7 protein-coding genes are annotated in these 23,227 nt (G+C 39.9%); 1 reads left to right on the forward strand and 6 read right to left on the reverse strand.

Features of this window, described 5'->3' with window-relative positions:
• The first annotated feature begins 147 nt into the window (after positions 1-147).
• Positions 148-1,431 (forward strand): uracil-xanthine permease family protein, encoded by a 1,284-nt coding sequence (locus N8L90_RS00375; protein WP_004249258.1) that lies wholly within the window; start codon positions 148-150, stop codon positions 1,429-1,431.
• Positions 1,432-1,732: 301 nt separating this feature from the next.
• Here N8L90_RS00375 and N8L90_RS00380 read toward each other — a convergent pair whose 3' ends face one another.
• The 6 genes from N8L90_RS00380 to N8L90_RS00405 all read right to left on the reverse strand — a co-directional run bounded on the left by N8L90_RS00380 (position 1,733) and on the right by N8L90_RS00405 (position 23,007).
• Positions 1,733-7,597: an SIALI-17 repeat-containing surface protein gene (locus N8L90_RS00380; protein ID WP_261023777.1), complete on the reverse strand. Its 5,865-nt coding sequence runs from the start codon at positions 7,595-7,597 to the stop codon at positions 1,733-1,735.
• Between the two features lie 41 nt (positions 7,598-7,638).
• Positions 7,639-13,845: a ZmpA/ZmpB/ZmpC family metallo-endopeptidase gene (locus N8L90_RS00385; RefSeq protein ID WP_261023778.1), complete on the reverse strand. Its 6,207-nt coding sequence runs from the start codon at positions 13,843-13,845 to the stop codon at positions 7,639-7,641.
• 242 nt (positions 13,846-14,087) lie between these two features.
• Positions 14,088-15,266, reverse strand: a complete 1,179-nt coding sequence (locus N8L90_RS00390) for a hypothetical protein (protein WP_153193478.1) — start codon at positions 15,264-15,266, stop codon at positions 14,088-14,090.
• Positions 15,267-15,283: 17 nt separating this feature from the next.
• The gene (gene addA, locus N8L90_RS00395; RefSeq protein WP_261023779.1) at positions 15,284-18,934 is read right to left on the reverse strand and encodes a helicase-exonuclease AddAB subunit AddA; all 3,651 of its coding nucleotides are present in this window, start codon (positions 18,932-18,934) and stop codon (positions 15,284-15,286) included.
• Positions 18,931-22,206 carry an ATP-dependent nuclease subunit B gene (gene rexB / locus N8L90_RS00400; protein WP_261023781.1) on the reverse strand — a complete coding sequence of 1,092 codons (3,276 nt, stop codon included), beginning with the start codon at positions 22,204-22,206 and terminating at the stop codon, positions 18,931-18,933. Before rexB ends, addA begins: the two co-directional genes overlap by 4 nt.
• Before the next feature lie 129 nt (positions 22,207-22,335).
• The gene (locus N8L90_RS00405) at positions 22,336-23,007 is read right to left on the reverse strand and encodes a CPBP family intramembrane glutamic endopeptidase (RefSeq protein WP_261023782.1); all 672 of its coding nucleotides are present in this window, start codon (positions 23,005-23,007) and stop codon (positions 22,336-22,338) included.
• Positions 23,008-23,227 lie beyond the last annotated feature (220 nt).

Genomic DNA, 23,227 nt, shown 5'->3' on the forward strand with positions numbered 1-23,227 from the left:
AAAGGTTTTTAATGTCATCCCGTGAGGTGACGAAGACGCAGAAATATTTGAAACTCTTTAAAGTCTAGATTTTAAAGAAGTCTTACTCTGAGGGCCTATTGCTGTAAAATAATGGGCTCTTTTTTGATGCCCAAAAGTGAGGTTTATATGAAACAAGAATCAACTGTTGATTTGTTACTAGACGTTGACCAACGTCCTTCGACTGGAAAAGGAATTCTCCTTAGTTTCCAACACGTTTTCGCTATGTTTGGTGCGACCATCTTGGTACCCTTGATTTTGGGAATGCCTGTATCTGTTGCCCTTTTTGCTTCAGGTGTCGGGACACTCATCTACATGATTTCAACTGGTTTTAAAGTTCCAGTTTATCTAGGTTCTTCATTTGCCTTTATCACAGCAATGTCGCTTGCTATGAAAGAAATGGGTGGTGATGTATCTGCTGCCCAAACAGGGGTTATCTTGACTGGTTTGGTCTATGTCCTTGTGGCTGCTGGTGTTCGTTTTGCAGGTACAAAATGGATTGATAAACTCTTGCCACCAATCATCATCGGACCTATGATCATCGTTATCGGTCTTGGACTTGCAGGTTCAGCTGTTACCAACGCTGGTCTTGTAGCTGATGGAAACTGGAAAAATGCTCTTGTAGCAGTTGTTACTTTCTTGATTGCTGCCTTTATCAATACAAAGGGAAAAGGCTTCCTACGAATCATTCCATTCCTATTTGCCATTATCGGTGGTTACCTCTTCGCACTAACTCTTGGTTTGGTTGACTTTACACCAGTTCTTAAAGCAAACTGGTTCGAAATTCCTGGTTTCTACTTGCCATTTAGCACTGGTGGTGCCTTTAAAGAATACAATCTTTACTTTGGTCCAGAAACCATCGCTATCTTGCCAATCGCTATCGTAACAATTTCTGAACATATCGGAGACCATACTGTTTTGGGTCAAATCTGTGGCCGTCAATTCTTGAAAGAACCCGGTCTTCACCGTACTCTTCTTGGTGACGGTATCGCAACTTCTGTTTCTGCCTTCCTTGGTGGACCAGCCAATACAACTTACGGAGAAAATACAGGGGTTATTGGTATGACTCGTATCGCTTCTGTCTCAGTTATCCGTAACGCTGCCTTTATCGCGATTGCCCTTAGCTTCCTTGGTAAATTCACTGCCTTGATTTCAACCATTCCAAACGCTGTACTTGGTGGTATGTCAATCCTTCTCTACGGAGTTATCGCAAGTAATGGTTTGAAAGTCTTGATTAAAGAACGTGTTGATTTCGCTCAAATGCGTAACCTAATCATCGCAAGTGCTATGTTGGTCCTTGGACTTGGAGGAGCTATCCTTAAACTTGGTCCAGTTACCCTTTCAGGTACTGCCCTATCAGCCATGACAGGAATCATCTTGAACTTGATCTTGCCATACGAAAATAAAGATTAAGAGACTTGACACAGAAAGAGAATGAACAAAAACGAGCTTCTCTTTACTAACCCCAAAAAGTTGCACAAATAATTATTGAAAGGATTTAGTTCTGTACTGCACAGGACTAAGTCCTTTTATAATAAAATGAAGCAAAACAGTACATAATGTGGTATCGTCAATTGAAACAAGGACAAGATAAAAGAGCCTCAAAAAAAGGTATTGCAACTTGGCAATACCTTTTTTGAGGTGCTTTTTGAAAGCCATCAAATGATGACTTTTCAGAGGAAGCAAAAAACTGTTCCCTTTATATTCTAAACATTTAAATGTCTTTTTTAAACAGTTGGTTAAAGAAACCGTCTGTATTTTTAAGAAGGGCTTTGAATACCTTAGATTTAAGAGCTACAGTATGAGAGAAGTCATCTGTTTTTTTCAAATCTTCTTCGACTGCTTTATCAAATAAAGGCCTTAATTCATCATAGTTACTGATATGGATGCCATCAATATCGATACCTTCAAAGCCTTTCTTAGCTTTAGCAAGAACCTCCTCGTACCAATGTCTCTTCCACTCTTCAAGTGTCTTGAACTTGTCTCCAGATACTTTCTTAATAATAAAGTCATCGCCTAGCAAACCTTTATTTTCTTTAATAGCTGCATCTTTGTATTTGTTAGATACATAACTAGTGAAACCTTTGTCATATCCATAATAACCCCACATGCGGAAGGCATTGTGTTTGAATGATAATGAACCAGGAGCTCCAAGACTAGTATTACCACCATAGATACCAGCCATCATATTGACGTTTACATATGCTGAGTTGATAGCATAATCTTCAGGGCGATAACGTCCATTGCCTGGATTTCCATGTTTTGTCATGAAGTTATTATCCACTAAATCATTGACGCTAGATAAAGTCATTACCTTTTCTTCACCTTTCAAATCACGGACACTATCCCATTGGTTTGGACCTAAAAGATCATTGTACTGAATCTTAGAGCGCATTTCTTTGTCAATCTTCTTGAACCACTTACTATTGTCTCCCTTAATTTTAGGAAGTACAGCATCAGCTTCTACATGATCAAGCAGCATCATAGCTTCATTGTAGTTTCTCATGTAGCGGTCAATGTCATCACGTGTCTTTAATTTGTCAGGATCTGGGTTGTACCATTGGTTACCATCATTTGGACGATGGTAAGCCATATTAATTCCAAGTGCGCCGTATTCACCATTAGTCGTTGAGCTGTCAGGTGTTTGCAGCATACCTTGTGCATAGGCTTCTGCATTTGTACCAACACGTTGACTGTATCCTCCGTAATAGAGCATTCGGTCATTGACGTGTGTTGTTTCATGTGTAAATGCTGAAATACCAAATTGTGATATTAAATCGGTTACCATAAAGTAAACTTGGTCATTATTGTTTGCACTATCGTAAATACTTGCCATCGCTCCCATGGCTCCATTTGTTGCGTGGAATTTGCCAGTTGGACCATACAATTCTCTAATAGGTCTGATAATTGCCCCGTTCTTTCCGTACCCCATGCTGTTGGCACCGTCGACTCCATGGTAGTTTTGGTTATCCCAAACTGGTGTCGGTACCATATTTTGACTCTTAAGAAGTCTATCACGAACATTAGATAATGATAAACGTGACCAGAAATCTAAATAAGTTTGTTGAGCATGTGCAACTTCATCAATCTTAGTTTTGAACTCATTACGAGCTTCTTCTGTATGTTTTCCATATTTCTCAAATGAACTGTACGCCATCGTGTTATATGTTGAAATTAAGAACATATGTGCATCTTTAAGCGTTAGAAGTGGTAAAATCATACGACCATGAACACCGTTATCTAAACCATCAAAGACTCTATGACGTTTATTGACAAAGTCAGGATTTGTAGTTTTAGGTTCTGAAACATAAACATTCTTAGCTGAGTGGATAAACCAATCATTGATGTCTTTATCCTCTGTAAACAAACGCATGTTGTATTCTAGGAAGTTACGAAGACTACCTTTACCAGTATTACTTGCAATGATTTCACGATAAGCATCCTGAGTTCGGTCACCCTTTAAGTTCTTCTCGCTAGACCCGATGTTAATCAAGCGATCTAACACACTTGGTGTTTTACCGTAGAAGTCAGGTTTAAATATCATAATGTCTTTGATACTCATACTGTTGTCAGTATACTTAATGTTATAGTAACGGTTCAAGTAAGATAGAGCCATCATAATTTTCGCTTTATTATCGTCAATTTTCTTCACAAGTGCTTTCATCGCAGCTTCGTCACTATTCAATTGATGATCTTCATTTTCGACTAAAGCTTTCACAAATTTATCAAGATTGTCTTTGACGTCAGTAAAGCTTTCTTCTAGATACAAATCAGCTGGATTTCCAATAATTTTACGAACATCTTGCGAATCGTATGTGACTGAAGATAACTTCTCTTTCACATCTGCAATCAGTTTGTCTCGATTTTTAACAACCATATTTGGTGTATAGACAACATCACCAAGACCAGATACGCTATATTCACGCACTTGTTGGACTTTAGAATCCTTGAGTGTGACCCCCATTTCTTCTTTTGTACCATCTGCATAGTGAATCATTATTTTATCGATATCCGATAAATCGGTCACGAATTGACCATCCTTCATTCCCGTAACAGAAAGGACTTCTTTCTTAGCTAAGTTTGAATCTTCTGCAAGTTTGTTACCTTGGTTGACAATCCATTCTTTATTATAAAATGGTTGAAGTTTCTCAATATTACGATAAGCCCGATCTCGATCTACTTTATAGTCTTGGGTTGACTTATATTCATCTTCTCTTCTGGTTAAACGATTTAAGCGATTGACCACAGGTTCGTTGATTTCGTATTTGTCAGCAGTAATATTAAAGGCTGCAATTCTCTTGTTAGCTTCATCTTGACTAATTTCTTTAATTTTGTCACGAGAACGTTTGTATGAATGCTTACCTGAACTGACACCTTTGACAACAAAGTTACGCTCTAACCATCCATTTGTGAAATAACCACCATCGTAGTCCAAATCTGAAGAACCAAAGAACTCTTCACCATTTTCAACTCTCATCATTGAAATATTATCTTCCAGTTTACCGAAAGGAAGATTGCTATTGATAAATCCACCTGTTTCAAGCAAAACTTTAGTCTTAATGGTTCCTTTGGTGACTGATTTACGAATTGAACCGTATTTACCAATTCCCATAGAGTCGTTGCCATTATCTGTTTTAGCAACTAAACCACCTATACGGGCTCTGTTAGCAACAATATCAGCCTCGACATATGCTTTTGCAACATTACCTCTCCAAATCTCACCGGCAATACCAGCCATATATTGACCTTTATCACCAACACCCGTGAGTTTACCGATGAAGGCTACATTTGTCAACTGACCACCACTATCGATTTTATTGACGATACCCGCAATATTGTTATTAGCAACTACACTACCAGTTACCTTAACATCTTCAACAGTTGCATTTTTCACCATATTGGCAACAGGTGCTATTCCGTCAGCCCAAGGCATATTGATATCCACATTACCTAAATTAATATTTTTCACAGAACCATTTTCAACACGGTCAAATAAGGGACGGGCAATGTTATGAATTGTATATTGTTTACCATCAACACTTGATAGATGTCCCTTAAACGTACCTGGAACATATTGTTTGTTAGGTGTTGGTACATTCGTTGCATTCAAATCTGCTCCGATTTTAAATGTACCATTTTTATTAACATTCATAGCCTCTACTAAATCTTTAAAGTTATAGTAGACATTATCTTCTTTAGGTTGGGGTTTTTCTATATAATAAACATACTTATTGCGCGCCTTAGATGGATCAATGTGTTGAATCAAATCTTGAGCTTCAGCAGTGATTTTATAAAGTTTCTTACCTTCTTCAGTCACTTCTTCAATTTTATCAACTGCTAAACGTGTTACTTTATTATCACGACTAGTGATTTTTAAGTACATTTTCTTCACATCTTCATCAGAAGGTTTTTCGCTCATGAAATCACTTGGTGTTTCAGTACCATCATCATTCACCTTCACTAAATTAGTAGATGAAATATTTTTAATTTCGACCTTTTTCAACTCCAAACGCAAAGGTTTTTCATCCAGTTTAGATGTTTCATCACCTTCACCACGGTTGTAAGTCATTGTTGTTGCAATTTTATAATCTTTGAATAAATCCAAACCTTGAATAGCGTCTGTCAATTTTTCTTTAGATAAATCAACTCGCTTAACAACAGTGTCCCCATCTTTAATCTCAGCTATAATGCTCTTGATTTCAGCATTACCTGTATTTTCAAGAGTGTAATCCAATTTAGCTGAACGATCCATCGCATCTTCTGTAACCTTATCTAAAGTCAAAGTTGGAGCAACTTTTGACGTATATTCTGGCAACTCAGCTTGAACTTCTGGTTCTCCCTTTTCTGTGACTACTGCTTCGGGTAAGGCTGGCTGAACTTCTGGTTCCCCTTTGTCAGTCACAACAGCTTCTGGTAACGCTGGTTGAACTTCCGGTTCTCCTTTTTCAGTCACAACAGCTTCTGGTAACACTGGTTGAACTTCTGGTTCCCCTTTGTCAGTCACAACAGCTTCGGGTAAGGCTGGCTGAACTTCTGGTTCCCCTTTGTCAGTCACAACAGCTTCCGGCAACGCTGGTTGAACTTCTGGTTCCCCTTTGTCAGTCACAACAGCTTCTGGTAACGCTGGTTGAACTTCTGGTTCCCCTTTGTCAGTCACAACAGCTTCTGGTAAGGCTGGTTGAACTTCTGGTTCCCCTTTGTCAGTCACAACAGCTTCCGGCAACGCTGGTTGAACTTCTGGTTCCCCTTTATCAGTCACAACAGCTTCCGGCAACGCTGGTTGAACTTCTGATTCCCCTTTATCAGTCACAACAGCTTCTGGTAATGCCGGTTGAACTGCTGGCTCTACAAGGTTTGTACCTATTGGTTGCGTATAGTCAGGCTTCTCTGATTTAGGAGCCTCGTCTGGAACAGTACCTACAGGTTTAGTGTATGCTGGTTTTTCATGAACTTCTGACTCTACAAGATTTGCACCTATTGGTTGCGTATAGTCAGGTTTTTCTACTTTAGGCGCCTCGTCTGGGACTGTACTTACAGGCTCAGTGTATGCTGGTTTTTCATGAACTGCTGGTTCAACTAAATTACCGCCAATTGGACCTGTATATTCAGGTTTCTCCTGAACTGCTGGCTCTACAAGGTTTGTACCTATTGGTTGCGTATAGTCAGGCTTCTCTGATTTAGGAGCCTCGTCTGGAACAGTACCTACAGGTTTAGTGTATGCTGGTTTTTCATGAACTTCTGACTCTACAAGATTTGCACCTATTGGTTGCGTATAGTCAGGTTTTTCTACTTTAGGCGCCTCGTCTGGGACTGTACTTACAGGCTCAGTGTATGCTGGTTTTTCATGAACTGCTGGTTCAACTAAATTACCGCCAATTGGACCTGTATATTCAGGTTTCTCCTGAACTGCTGGCTCTACAAGGTTTGTACCTATTGGTTGCGTATAGTCAGGCTTCTCTGATTTAGGCGCCTCGTCTGGGACTGTACTTACAGGCTCAGTGTATTTAGGTTTCTCAGCTTTAGGCGCTTCATTAGGGATACTTACCTGAGTTTCAGATACTGGAACATTCTTTGTCCCCTCATCCTTATGTTGAATTTCTGAAATTGCATCATCATCAAGGGATAAGTATCCAATATAACGATATCCAGTAATTTGAACTACTCCTTCATTACTTGGAGCTTTCAAAGGATTGCTTATATCGAGAGCTTGCATACTAGAAAGACTAATCAGTCCGATAGTAGTAACTAAGAACAAACTACTAACTTTTTTCTTTTTATGAACCAAAAGGACTAAACTACCAACAGCTAATAGACCTAAAGCTGTAAGCACAGAAGTCGATGAACCTGTTGCAGGAAGAGCTTCCTGCTGATAAATAAGAGCATAACTTGCTTCATTATCAGTAGGAATTCCTGCCTGAATCTTACTTTGTTCTTCCTTTGTAAGAGCGCTTTTTTCAACATAATGATAGGTAGAAGCATGGATGACTGACGGTGCAACCAAGACACTTCCGAGTAACACCGAACCAACAATCCCACAGATTTTTCGGATCGAAAATCGTTCTTTTTTAAATAATGACAAGCGTAATCACCTTCTTTAATTTTATTTCCTAACAGTAAACACTATTTTTTATTCTCAAAAATTGAACTTCTAAAATCATCAGTTTGGTCAAGATAAGCTTTAAAGATTGCTCTCTTCAACTTATGAACCGCACTATCTGTTTCTGGATTATAGTTATCCCAATGAGGAGTTTCTGTATCCTTGCGGACAGCTTCATTCATTAGTTGTTGCAACTCATCTATATTGCTTGTAGTTTTGGTTGCAAAGCTTGTCCATGATTTACTTGTATCATTAAAGGTAACTTTATTCAATTTGCTGAATTTTTCTTGTCGCTCTTTATACATGGCCTTTTTAAAATCACTCCAAGTGTCGTATTTACTATTAAATAATTTTTGAAGTACTAATTTATCTGTTACCAATCCTTTAGTCTTACCATATGAGGTAATCGTTTTATTATTTGCCCTAGCATCGGGTTCAAATTGATTTGAAATATATGGCACCATACCATCTTTAAATCCTTTAGCAGCTAATAGTTCATAGGCCATACGACGTCCCATCAGGTCACCTGGCGTTCCGTCATCATTACTTAATGCTGCATAAATCGGCGCAAATAATTTAATAGTAAAGTAGCCATTTCTTTCGTATTCACCTAAGGCATATTCCCTAGACGAAATAATATTATTCTCAATCAAATCATTAAATGAATGTAATTTTTCAGCTTCTTCTGCGGTTAAATCTCTGACAACATTTGTTGCGTAGACATTATTTCCATCTGGATCCTTAACAAATTTATTCTCGATTTTTCTTAGAGTATTCATTTTTTCGTAAACACTCAATTTATTCACAACAGACTGCCCTTCAAGATATTCCAACATATAAACAACATCAAACATATTGTGGACATATTGCTTCAAATCATCAGAGTTTTTAAATCTCGTAGTTGGATCGAGTATTTGTAATCGTTCTCCTTCTTTACTATCCGATTTTAAATGTTTCAAGATTGAGTTGATGGTGATGGTTGCGTCATTTGGATGGTCTGGTGCTTGTAATAAGCCTTTGGCAAAGAACTCTGGTCCCAAGCCACTTCTTCGACCATAGCCACCAAGATAGATGTCCTGATCTGAGTCATGCGTCATCTCATGTGTATATGTGATAGCTCCATCCTTATCCAACATACGATAACCCATATAATAAACGGCATCCCCTGTAGCATAAGCACCGTGTCCATTATGACCAACTTTGTTTCCAACAGGTCCAAAGAAATGTTTCATTGCAGGATTTGGACTATCAAAATCTGATACTGTTTGGGCTTTTCCATTGGTATGGTCATCTCCAAATTTATAGGCATCATAAAGCAAGATATTTCGGTAAAGCTTTTCACGCCCTTTTTCATCTAGAATACGATACCAATAATCATAGTGATCTCGTTGACGTTTGGCAGTTTCACGCGCGTTTTCTTCAACAAAGTCATTGAGACCCTTGCCCGCTTTATGGTCACTATTGCGGTAACGATCATAAGCACCAAATCCTAGACTAGAGATAGTCGAGATAACAAAGACTGATTTTTCTGGCAAGGTAAGTAGAGGCAGTACCATATTACGGTATTTCCAGCTGTCGCTAGTGATTCGATCATAAACACCAATAGAATACTTGCTGCCAACTTTTTCCTGATTAGTCCTCACTTCTGGAATATTAGATTTTTCTTCAACGATGTAAGCCTTGGTCTGAGTTTTAAACCAGTCATTGTTGCTTGTGTTTGGTAGAAAGACTTTTCGATAATTTTCAAGCGTGTTAAATAAATCTTTCGTTCCATGATGGCTAGCTAAACTAGTAGCATAGGTATCAACGTTGTTCTTGGCAAGAAGATTATTAAATCCTGATTTACCTAACTCTATTAAGGTATCTAACGGAGAAGCATTTCCTTTGCCAAAGAAATCTAGATGGTACATTACAAGGTCTTTTGCACTCACTTTATCATAACTAAAGTTATACCAGCGTTCTAGGTAGCTCATACCAAGTAGTAAAGCTTCCTTGTTACGCTTGATTTTATCTATAATATAACCCGTCATCACTTGATTGTTTTCCACTAGAACAGCATCCGCAGACAAGAGTTTTTTTAGACTTTCTTCAAGATGATCCTTCGTTTTAGCAAACTGGTCTTCTAGATATAGCTCGGTTAACTTAACTTCTGGAGAAATACCAAGTGTGTTTCTGATAGCTTCTGAATCGTAGGCAACCTGCTGTAATTTAGGTAAAACTTGATTGATGATAGAGGTTTGGTCATACAAGAATTGGTTAGGAGTATAGAGAAGACCTGTATCTCCTAGGCTATATTCTGCTAGCTTGGCAAAATCAGTCTGATACTTGAGATCAAGCTTCTCAGATGAATGGTCCTTGTAGTGAAGCAAGAGTTTGTTTGCAGTCTGTTTGTTAGAAACAATATCTGTGATTACTTGATTATCCTTCATCATAACTGCAGACAAAAGTTCTTTTTGATATAAGAGACTATTCTCCTTGACCAGATTTCCGTATTTGACGATGGTTGCTTTATTGTAGAAAGGTAGCAATTTTTCAATGTTCTTATAGGCTAAAACGCGCTTATCTTGATAATTTGCTACCTTAGAAAAATCACTTTCTTTATTGCCACTTGTTGAAAGGGGCTCCACTGTTGGTGGGGTGAGAGGATTGATTTCTGCTTTCTTGCTTGCAATTTGAGAATCATCTAGCATCTTTCCTCTTTCTTCAAAGGATTCCTTGCTGACGACTTCATCGTTTTCCAAGGCAACTTTGATAACTCTATTAGCTTTATTGCTGAATGTAGCTGTCACCTTCATATTGTTATAGTGGTAAGCGGTGATGGCGTTCCCGTTTGTTACATTGACATCGCTAAGAACATTGGTCAAGCTTCCAGCATGCTGTTCCTTACCAGAAGTTCGATCCCATAAATAGCCTGCTACACCAGCGACTTCTCCGAACTGTTTGACATTATTAATATCTCCCTCAGCATAACTATCACGGACATGTGCATCATTGTCCACAAGTCCCACAAGACCACCGACAGTCTGATCTGAACTATTTGCATTTGATGAAATGGCTATTGTAGCTTTGGATTTAGCAATAGACGCGTTTTCACCTGTCAAATGTCCAACCAAGCCACCAATATTGTAGGTAGCAGTTGTTTCATAGGTATTAATAATCCTTCCCTTGAAACTACTGTCAGTGATGGTTGATTGTTCGGACTTGGCAAGCAATCCACCAATACCACGTTCCCCAGCTAAGACACCGTCGACATGAACCTGGTTAATTTTTGTCCCATTTTTAGCTTCATTTGCCAGTGAACCGATATCATTCTTTCCTGAAATAGAGACATTTTTCAGGCTCAGTTTTTCTACTGTAGCATTACTTAAGTTGTTAAATAAAGGTTTTTTCAAATTATAGATAGCATAATGTTTGCCATCTTTTTCACCAATCAACCTACCAGTAAAGTTGCCCTTAATATAAGACTTCGCATCAGACTCCAGTTCCATTTCGTTAGCATTCAAGCTAGCTGATAAATAATAGGTTCCACCAAGATTTTGGTTGATGGCATGAACTAGATTACTAAAGGAAGTAAAGTTTGTCGTTTCCTCTGTAGTCTTCTTAGCTAAATAGAAACTGAAATTTTCAACATATTTATGGTCTATCTCCTGCTGGAGTTTATCAACTCTCGCTGTAATTTTATAAAATGTGCGTCCATCTTTTAACTCCTCGGATATCGATGCAACCGGAAGGTAAACATCTTTAAACGCAGAAGATTTTACCTTTACAAAATAAGTATCTGGATTACTTGGAACACTGTCCAAAGAAACATGTTGTTTGTAAGTTCCATTCGTTTGATGACTATACAATTCAATATCAGAAACATTTCTTAATTCAAGTGTTTTCTCTGGATCTGTTTCTTTTGGCTTCTCAACGGGAGTTTCAGGTTTTAGTTGCTCAATATTCCCCTTGTATTCAGGAAGTGGATCTACCTGTTCTGGTTCTACTATTGCTCCGGCCTGTGGACCTGTGTATTCTGGTAGGGGGGCAATCTGCTCTGGTTCAACAATAGCCCCAGCCTGTACGCCTGTGTATTCTGGTAGGGGGGCTACCTGCTCTGGTTCGACAATAGCTCCAGCTTGTGGGCCTGTGTATTCTGGTAGGGGGGCTACTTGTTCTGGTTCTACTATTGCTCCGGCTTGCACTCCTGTGTATTCTTTCGGTGCTTCTACCTTCTCTGGTTCTACTATCGCTCCAGCTTGTACTCCTGTATATTCTGGTAGGGGGGCTACTTGTTCTGGTTCTACTATTGCTCCGGCTTGCACTCCTGTGTATTCCTTCGGTGCTTCTACCTGCTCTGGTTCTACTATCGCTCCAGCCTGAACTCCTGTATATTCTGGTAGTGGTGCTATCTGTTCAGGTTCACCTTTATCACTTACCACGGTATCTGGCGACTCTGGTTGAACCTCAGTCTCACCTTTGTCAGTCACAACCGCTTCCGGTAGCTCTGGTTGGACTGCTGGTTCGCCTTTTTCAGTTACAACTGCTTCGGGTAACGCTGGCTGAACTTCTGGTTCACCCTTGTCTGTAACAACTGCTTCGGGTAACTCTGGTTGGATTGCAGGTTCAACTACTGCCCCTGCCTGTGGACCTGTGTATTCTGGTAGTGGTGCTACCTGCTCTGGTTCAACAATAGCTCCGGCTTGTGGTCCTTTATATTCTGGAAGCGGTGCCACCTGTTCAGGTTCTCTTTTATCACTTACCACAGTATCTGGCGACTCTGGTTGAACCTCAGTCTCACCTTTGTCGGTCACAACCGCTTCCGGTAGCTCTGGTTGGACTGCTGGTTCGCCTTTTTCAGTTACAACAGCTTCGGGTAACGCTGGTTGGACTTCTGGTACACCTTTATCTGTTACAACTGCTTCTGGCAACTCTGGTTGGACTGCTGGCTCACCTTTGTCGGTTACTACAGCTGCTGGTAGTTCAGGCTGAATTGCGGGTTCAACAATAGCTCCAGACTGTACTTCCTTATGTTCTGCACCAGTCTCAGGTTGTTCCTTTATAACTTGAGCTTTTTTAGTACCTTTTTCGACTATTCTTGTAACAGGCGCAGTCGTTGAAGTTGAAACAATTTCTCGTGAAACCTCTTCATTGTTTACAGAGAATATTCTGATGACTTCAACTTTCTTACCTAATTTACCTTCTTGTTTGACTCTTACAGTTCCTTCAGCTAAATCAGGATTTGCTTGAATTTCTTCTTGAAAATCTATTTTTGTCTCTATAATTTCCTCACGATATAAGAGTTCAGGTTTATTCAACTGGCCTGATAGAACTTCATCCTGTGGATTTAATGTATTTACCCCAGTCTTTTCTTTTGGAGAAACCTTCTCATCTTTCTTCGCTTCTAGATTCTTATGTTCTGATAATTGTACTTGAGAATCTAAAGATTGTTTCTCTTCTTTTGTTGGATTCGTTAATTCTGTAGAAAGAGGTTTTTCAACTACTTGAACTTCTGTTGGCTTAGTTGAAGAAACAGGTTTTTCTTCCTGCATAGCTTGTACTGTTGATGGATTCTCTACAAAATTCGGTGTAACATTATAATCCACCTTTTGTTGTTTTGTAGGAGTGGCTGCTGATTTTTCTTGATTATTTACTTTAGACTCAGAAGTTATGTTTTCCTCTTTGATATATCCAATATATGTGTAACCTGAAATGTCTTTAGGAAGAGGTAATTTTTCTCCAGAGGTCAATTCATAGTCCGTATTGTAATTCAGTAAAAGATTATTTTCTAAAGCATGAGCTGAAATTAGGACACCATTTCCTATTCCTGCAACCAATACTAAATGTAATACTGTTTTATTCTTAACTTTTTTCTTAGAAACGGCAAAAATTAAAATTCCCAGAGCAGCTAAGCTAGCTCCAGCAACTAGGGCTTGCATATCATTCTTGCTTCCAGTATTTGGCAATTCCGCCAGTTGATTTTGAGAATTTAACTTATAAACAAGATAATAAGTCTCATCATCATTCTCCATGTATGTCGGAATATCATATACAAGCTGCATCTTCTCATCTGATGATAGCTCTGACTCTGTCACATATTTATAGTGAACCCCTGTAGTTTCTTGAGCATCCACAGATGAATTAGCTAATACAGACATAAAAAATAAACTTGAAATCGTTGCAGATACAAGTCCTACTGATAATTTTCTAAATGAAAAACGCTGCTGTTTTTCACCAAAATACTTTTCCATTATTCCTCCTTGAAATAAAATTTAAAAATATGTAAGGCAAACTTTATTATATTAGCTTGTTATCTTATAAAAAGGTAACATACTTTAATTATACTCTTAATTTACCAAAAAGTCTTAAAATTGCGTTACGTTTTCATACTTTGTTTTATATATAAAATACGAAGGAGCAGGGTTTGCCATTTCCTATTTTCTCTTTTTGGATAAAATGTAACCTACCATGGAATTTCCACGGTAGGTGTTACTTATATCACTAATCGTTCTAAAAATGGTTTGATGCAGTTGAGGAGAATTCCTTCTATCCAGCTTTCTTGTGCTGAGGATAGATGTTCTGTCTGAAGGCTTTCTTTTAAAAAGTCTCGGACTTGTTCTGGTGCGATTTCAAACTCAAAAGCTTTCATTTTATAGAAAAAGTCGATGAGATGGTCTGACAGATATTCGGTTGAAAATGGCACTTCTCCACTCTTTCGATATTCTAATAAGAGCCGAGAAAATCGTGCTTTTTCTTCAGGAAGCTCACGAAAATAGGAATTGAGGAGCCAGGTTTGCTTTTGCTTTCTTTCAATTGGATCCTGACTAGCAATTCGTTGGTCTTTTTCCAGCTCTTTTTGGTATTGTTTGGCCTTGATAGCCCGTTCTGTTCGATTTTTACCAAAAAGAATTTTCTCCCACTTGCGTTCTTCTTGAGTCAGGGTCTCTGTAAATCCAAAGTAATCTTGATAAGCACGCTCTGCTGGTCCCATGGCTAGGACTAGATTGTCTGCATATTGCTTGGCGATTTTATCCCTCTTCTTGCGTTCTTTCTCTGCCTGGATACGCAGTTCTTGTTCGTAGTCAATTTTCTCCTTACCTAGTTTGACAAGATAGAGTTGGTCATCTGATTTTCCAAGTAAAAAGGGTTTGATACACTTTTCAAGAACTTCCTCCATACGAGCCTTCTTCTTAGGCTCTGCCTTGGTCCAACTTCCTCCTTGAAAGACTTCTAGGAAGAGCTGGTAGTCTCTCTCAGGTGTGAACTGATTGCCACGATTAGGTTTAAAAACACCTTTTTCCCAGAGCCACTTTAGAAGACGCTCGTCAAAGTCACTTTTGTTAACCTTGATTTTTTCCTTTTTCTGGGCTTTTCTGGTCAGACTTTCAACCTTTCTGAGCAGTTTTTCTTCCTCTTCTAGTTGCTGGTCAAGACTTAATCGATGAAAATGCCGAACACAGTCGCTACCGATAGGAAAGAGGCGTTGACCTGTGACGCCGTTAAAGAGTTCGTAAGCGTATTTGATGGCATTTCCACAAACACAATTGCTACGGCCGATACCGTTAAAAATCAAGGAAACTTCATTCCATTCCTTGGTAGCTTGTTCCCAAGTATCAGCTTTTGAAGCCTGTAAAACCGCATCATGTAGGGATTTTCTAACTGGAAGTGTCATGAGGTCTCCTTTCTAAATTATACTTTTACAACTTGAACCTCGTCTTTACCTAGTAAAATCAAGTATTTCTCAATATTTTCAATCGAATAGGCTCGAGATAAAGCCTCTCCGTATAGGGCTAACTGACCACGATAGCGGTTTATGAGTTGACTTGGATCATCATAGCGGTCTGTCTTATAGTCGAACAGAACGATTTTATCCTCGTAAAGTAGATAGCCATCAAGGATACCACGGACAACAAAGTCTTCCTGACTCTTTTGGTCTCGTTTGAGCATGGAGAAAGGTTGCTCACGATAGAGATGGTTGGTATTAGCGAGAATTTCCTGACCAAGTGCTGTGTCAAAGAATGTAAGAATTTTAGCAAGATTAATTTTTTCCCTGACAACTGGACTGGTTTGAACTTGTTTGAGAGTTTCTGTTAGGCTAGCAAGTGTTGGTCGCTGGCTGAGGTCAATTCTCTGCATGAGTTCGTGGGTAGCACTACCAATCTCAGCTCCTGTTACCTTTTCTTTGGTTGAAAAATCTGGCAAATCAAAGCTGATTTTCTTGTCTACTGACTGACCTTGACCTGCAATCTCGACACCTTCCATATCCATAACGGGTTCGTAGAATTTCTTGATTTGACTTGGGGTTTGAACACTTGGCAGCTCAATAGCTGCTCGGTGAAGAGTATTATAGACTTCTACTTCTTTCAGCATTTCAAGAGCTTCCTTAATGGTTTCTGACTGACGGTTATCTGCTTGAGAGCTATCTTGGAGAGGGCTCTTGTTTTCCAACTCTCCGATAGCTTCTCTGGTCAACTGATCTTCTCCAACAAAACGATAGCTAAAGTTGAGATGATCCTTTGCAAACACTTTACTGATAGCCCAAAGCCAATCTTGGAAATTCCTTGCTTGCAGTCTAGTATTGCTATTTAGTTTCCCATTTTTGGCTGCTGGGTATTCCTTGGCTTCCAGCTTTTCACGAGAACCCTTACCGACAAGATAGAGCTTTTTCTCAGCCCTCGTCATGGCAACATACAACAGACGCATTTGCTCTGAATAGCTTGCCAGCTGTAATTCTTCTTCGTTCTGCCTATAGGTCAGACTAGGAATGGAGAGTTTGATGGTTTTAGGGTAGTAGGCTTCGACTGCTCCTGTCTCCATTTTTGCAATATACTTAAGTCCTAGTCCATTTTTACGGCTGAGAATGACTTCTGACATGCTGTCTTGCTTGTTAAAGTCTTGATCCATATTGAGGATAAAGACGTAAGGAAACTCCAGCCCTTTACTCTTGTGAATGGTCATGAGTTCTACAGCATCTTTTGGCGGTGCGACTGCCACACTTGCAAGATCATGCTGTGCTTCTAAAACTTGGTCAATCATACGGATAAAGCGGGACAAACCTTTGAAATTGCTCTTTTCAAATTGATCAGCTCGCAGTGCTAGGGCATAGAGATTGGCCTGTCTAGCAGGACCATTTGGCAAAGCCCCAACATAGTCATAATAAAAACAGTCGTTGTAAATCTTCCAAATCAAGTCATAGAGGGAGTGGGTTTTGGTATACAAGCGCCAAGAAGCCAAGATATCCATGAATTGCTTTAATTTCTCAGCTAAAGCTGTATGGATCAAATTTTTATGGCTACTTGCCTGTTTTTGAGCATTGACTAGCTTATCATAGAGATTCTCTTGGATTTTGTCCTCTGCTTTCTGAAGAGACAAACGTGCTAACTCATCCTCGTCAAAACCAAACATTGGAGACTTCATAAGGGCAACCAAGGCATAGTCTTGCAGGGGATTGTGAATGACACGAAGAGTATCTAGCATGACTTGTACTTCTAGAGATTGGAGATAATTGTTTTGCTCTCCGTCAGTTTTAACAGGAATCCCGTACTCTGACAAAGCGAGAAGAATCTGGTCATTACGACTGCGGCTGGAGGTCAGAAGAGCAATTTCTTTAAAGGCAACACCTTTTTCCTGATGAAGTTTAAGAATCTCCTTGATAACCAAGCGCATTTCGCCTGTTAGTTTCGTTTCTGCCTGCCCCTCTTCTTCCTCACCTGTGTCGTCCTTGTCATAGAGGAGAAATTCTGCCTTGTTGTCTGGATTGGGAGTCAGTTTGGTATTGGCAAAAACAAGCTGGTGCATGTTATCATAGTTGATTTCGCCGACCTCTTGGTCCATGAGACGTTCAAATACATCATTGGTTGCTGATAGTACTTCTGAACTACTACGGAAATTTTCCTTGAGGAGAATTAGCTTGCCTTCTTGTGGATTTTGCGCATAGCGTTGGAATTTTTCATTGAAAATCTGCGGATCTGCCTGACGGAAACGATAGATAGACTGCTTGATATCTCCCACCATAAAGCGATTGTGGCCATTAGACAGCAACTCCAACATCCGTTCTTGAATATGGTTGGTATCCTGATACTCATCGACCATGACTTCGTGGAAGCGTTCCTGATAAGCCTCACGAACTTGCGGGAATTTCTCTAAAATCTCAATGGTGTAATGGCTGATATCAGCGAATTCAAAGGCGTTTTCCTGGCGTTTACGCTGACGATAAGCCTCTACAAAATCACTCATGAAGGTTTGGAAAGTCTTAGCTAGTTCCCATGTATCTCCATGATAACGTTCTTGATAGTCGAGAATGATTATCTGGTCTGACAGTTGTCCTAGTTTAGCAAACTGGGTCTTTCTCTCTTCGTTGTAGGCATCGGCCAGTGGCTTCAAATCAGCCTTACGACTGGCATTAGTCAGAGATCGGCCGTTTTTCTCTTTTGAAATGGCGACGACACGCGCAAGTACTGCCTGATAAGCCTGACTATCGGACTCCTGATTTAGGGAGCCAATTTCATCCAGAATCAACTGAACATTCTCTAGATAAGCAGCCTTTGCAAACTCCTTGGCATCATTATCCAGATGGTAACGGAAAAAGCTTTCCAAATCCCAAAGGGCTTGTTTGATTTGCTCAGTCAGTTTTTCTTTTTCACTGGTAAAATCAGCTTTCTCAAAGCCTTTGAGGAAAGATTCACTCAGCCACTTTTGAGGGTTGCTGGTGGATTGGAGGAAGTCATAAATTTTATAGACTTGCTGGCGTAGCCCCCGTTCATCCTTGCCACGTCCAGCAAAGTTTTTCAGCAAATGACTAAAGGTCTCTTTCTGCTTACCTTGGTAATGGGCTTCAAAAACCTCATGAAAAACTTCGTTTTTTAGAAGTAGTTGCTCGCTCTGGTTTTGTAAAATCCTGAAATTAGGCGCAATATCAATCAGATAGCCATGTTTACCAAGGAATTTTTGTGTGAAAGAGTCCATGGTTCCAATGGCAGCGTTGGGTAGGTCTGCCAACTGTTTACCTAAGTGTTGTTTGAGGTCAACATCGCTACTTTCTTGGATTTGTTGGCTGATTTTTTTCTCCAAACGTTCTTTAAGCTCGGTGGCAGCCTTGACAGTAAAGGTTGAGATAAAGAGTTGAGAAATTTCGACACCGCGCGCCAATTGATCTAGAATGCGCTCTGCCATGACAAAAGTCTTCCCCGAACCAGCCGATGCTGAAACCAGGATATTCTGACCAGAAGTGTAGATGGCTTCGATTTGCTCGGCAGTTTTCTTTTGTTCCTTGCTCAAATGCGCTTCTGCTTCTTGCAATTTTTGAATTTCCTTCTCAGTTAAAAAGGGAATAGGCTTCATCGATTCAACTCCTCTCTTATTTTTTCAAACCAAGCTTGCTTGAGTTTTTCTCCGACCAGACGCTTGCCGTCAGCCAAGTCCAACTTTTCTAGGAAACGGGCTTGACCCAAGTGATAATTGGCTTCAAAGCCAGTAATGGCTTGATGTTGCTGGACGTATGGGGCAATGCTTCTGCCATTTTCAGTATAAGGATTAATGGCGAACTGGCCTGCTAAAATCTTCTCAGCAGCTTTCTTGTAAAGATGGGAATTGTAATCCAGTAGGAGCTGGAATTCCTCATCTGTGAGCTGATTGGCCTTGTTTTTGTTGTAAAATTCGCCCAAATGACTGCTTTCTTTTTCTAAAAAGATGCCTTGGTATTTCATTGACTTGCTAGCTTCTACTACTGCACCTGCCAGACTTTTAACGGCCATCAGAGATTGGACAGGTTCAGCCATTTCCAAGTACATGGCACCAAAAAAGTTCTGCTCCCCTTCTCTTTTTAAGGCAGCTAGATAGGTTGGCAACTGGGAATTGAGTCCATTAAAGAAATGGGGAAACTGGAACTGAGTTAGACTAGATTTGTAGTCTACTACTCCTATCGCTCCATCAGCTTTCAATCGGTCAATGCGGTCAACCTTACCTCGTACAAAGACACTGCGTCCATTGTCCAATTGAATCAAGGCTTGCTCTTTCCCACCGAAATTCGCTTCCTCTTTGATGGTTTCGATGGCTGGATTGTGTCGGAGAATATGTCCAGTTGTCCGTGCAACATCAAGCAGAACTTCCTTGGTAAACTGGGCTTCCAAACTTTCTTGATATATAGCTTCAAATTCCCGTTCCTGACTGGTTTCGTGGATAGATTGTTCTAGACGTTTGTCAAAGGATTCTTCGTCAGGCAACTGCAAGGCGCGTTCAAAAATGCGGTGTAAGAAATTTCCGTGACTACGAGCATCTGGACGTAGGCGCAATTCCTCCTGCAAGCCTAGAACATAACGGAGGAAATAACTGTATTGGTTCCGGTAAAACTCTGTCAAACCAGACGTAGACAGGTAAAATTCCTTGTCAGCTGGATAGAGAGCCTGTAAGGTATCCTTATCCAACTGCTTACTGCTTGGACTGGTTGGGAGGGCTGGATTTTTCAGACCTTGCTGGTCTAACTTTTTACCCATGACACGCGACAGAACCTTAACAAAGGTCAAATCTTGCTCAGTATCACTCATCTCGCCCTGCTGGTGATAGGCAACCAGACTAGACAAAAGACTGTGATAGGACCCCATATCCTCCTTAGATAGCCCTTTGTGATTCATCCTCCTCTCTTTTCGACTAAATCCAAAATGGACCAACTCTTGAAGATAGACAGATTCCTTACTTTCACTTTCATTAAAAAGGCTTGGAGCTGACAAGACCAACTGCTTACGAGCAGAATTGACCAAGGAAAGCATAGTGTAACGATTTTTCTTGAGATTTTCACTGCTGGCAATCAGCAATTGTGCCCCTTCCTCTGTCGCTTGGTTTAGGTTTTGCCTTTCTTCATCTGTCAAAAGACTGGTATTTTGCGCGATTTTTGGTAAATTGTCCTGTGTTAGCCCAATGGCGTAGACAAAGTCAGCCGTTAAGGGCGCAATCAAATCGTAACTCTGCACCAGAACGGTGTCCACTGTCGCTGGAATGGTACGGTATTGAGATAGGTTCATTCCAGAATGGAGCAAGGCTAGGAAGTCCTCTAGACTAACCTGTGAACCAGCAAAAACGGTCGCAAATTGTTCTAAAACATGACAGAATGCCTTCCAAACTTCAGTCTGTCTTTCTTGTTCTACAGCTTCCATAGTGGCTGTTAAGTCTTGCAACTGCTTAGTCACCGCTCCTTCTTTTAGAAAGACATTCCACTTTTGCAAGAGATTTTCAGCCTTTTGTTTTCGACTGGCAAAGAGGGTCTCAAGAGGTGCTACAATCCGCAAACGAAGGGCATTTAAACGTTCCAAATCAAATTTTCCGTGGTGGGATTTGGTGAAGGTTTGCTGAAAGGCTGGCAAGCCATTGATACCAAGATAGCGGATATATTGCTCAAAAGCATCAATATCAGCTTGATTAAGGTCGGTATACAAACCTGTTCTGAGGAGGTTAATCAAATCCTCCTGATGGAAACGATAGCGTTTCAAAGCTAAAATAGATTCGACAAACTGTGTCAAAGGGTGGTGAGCCATGGATTCGCTTCTACCAAGATAGAAAGGAATCTGATACTGGTCAAAAATCGTTTTCAGCGATAATTGATAAGAAGCTACATCCCCCAAGAGAATACGGAAATGCTTGTAACTCAGATTTGAGTTCTCGTGTAATTTCTGACGAATGCTACGGGCTACTAGCACCAACTCCTCCTTTTGCGTCAAGCAAGACCAGATTTGTAAGTTTTCACGATCCTTCTCATCGACCTCCAAAGTGAGTTCTGAAAAGTCATAAGAAGACTCCAACAAACGAGAGGCCTTATCAAAACTATCCATCTGCTCATGAGTTTGAGAATAATCCTGGGCAGGAGTTTGGTATTTAGAGGCTAGATGATGGAGAAACTCCACACTGGCTTGGTAGAGATTACCCTCGCTAAAAGGGCTAGTATATGCTTTCTTACTAGCATAGGCTCCAATGACAATCTCAACACCCTTGCCGTGAAGTAAGTCCACAATCCGCTCTTCCTCAGCAGAAAAACGAGTAAATCCATCAATAACCAAGGCGAGTTGAGTAAAATCACTACTAACTTTGTTATTCTCAATAGCCTCAATCAAATGGGACAACTGACTTCCTTGAGCCAATTGACCTTGATTAAGATAGGCCGTTACCTTCTCAAAAATCAAGACTAAATCGGCTCGCTTGTCCTCATCCGTCAAACTCTCCAAGTCCAAAAAACTCATCTGAGCAGTCGTCATCTCATGATAAAGATCAATCAACTGCTGGATAAATTGAGGATCCTGCTTGATAGCTCCATAAACACGTAAATTCTTGGGATCAAGTTCGGCAAGACATCTGTAAAAGGCCATCCCAAGACCGATGTCATCTAGACTGGTCTTGGCAGGCAAATCATTCAAAATCAGGTAACGAGCCATTTGAGCAAAGCGCGTGACGGTAATCGCAAAAGAAGCCTGCTGGGACAAGCATTCCAGTACGGCGCGTTCCTTTTCAAAAGAAAGAGAGTTGGGAGCGATGTAGAAGACCCGCTTGCCAGCAGCAACTAGCTCCTCTGCCTCTCTAGTTAGAATTTCTGTCAAAGAAGTCCGAATATCAGTATAAAGTAATTTCATCTCTGCCTCGTTGGAATTTTTCATTACCTTTTATTATACCATGATTAGACAGCCAAGTCTGAAAATAATCAGTTCTTGCTCATTTGTTGAAAAGAAAATGCCGGAAAGTTCCGACATTGTTTTAGTAAGCTAACTTCCTGAAAATAGTTGTAACCATACATCCCAGAAGGCAGTGATATTGATGAGAATATGAACTAGTATTGGATAGTAGAGACTTTTTGTCATGCGATACAATAGAGCAAAAATAAGCCCTCCGCTAGCATAAATGAAAAAAGCAAGAGGAGTTAAAGCGAAATTGATATGAATATAACCGAAAATAATAGCAGAAAGCAAGACATCTCCGTACCAAGGCGAGTTTTTGAAAAAGGTTATCATAAGCACACCGCGATAAATCAATTCCTCAGCAATAGGGCCGATGAAGCAAGCTATGAGCAAGAAATAGGGTAATTCCTGTCTCCCTATCATTTCTATCGTTTCATTCAAAGAAATTTGATTTGAAGACGAGGGTATGAAATAAGACAAGAGGAAGTCAGACATATACGAAATGATGTAGCCCAGTAAAAGGTAGATAAAGTACCTCGGCTGCCACTTGAAATGAAAAGTCTTCTTTCCTGCAAAAACTAGTAGATAGATGACTGCTAATAAAAGACCTCCACTCTCCATCCAAAGCAGAATCTGAAAAAATTCACGACTTGCTGGTAGATAAGGCTTTGCGAGGTGATTGAAAAGCCTCCAAAACCAAGTTGATTTGTAAAAAATTAAGGACAATGCTAGTAAAATCTGAACAATCCATTTTTTCATCTTAAACCCTCTGTTTTCCTTGACTAGATTATTGAATATAATGGTTTACTTAACTGTATAACAAGTTTAGTATAGCATCTCTTTACAAAATATCCTCTTCAAATCATGAATTGTCATCAAAACATCCTAGACTGTAAAATCAATTAAACCCTACCCTTTTACCATTATCTCCTCTAACAAAGGAAGACCTATGATTAAGTTACTAACCTTGGACATAGAT

The sequence above is a fragment of the Streptococcus mitis genome (genome assembly GCF_946190115.1).
GTDB classification, from domain to species: Bacteria; Bacillota; Bacilli; order Lactobacillales; family Streptococcaceae; genus Streptococcus; species Streptococcus mitis_CO.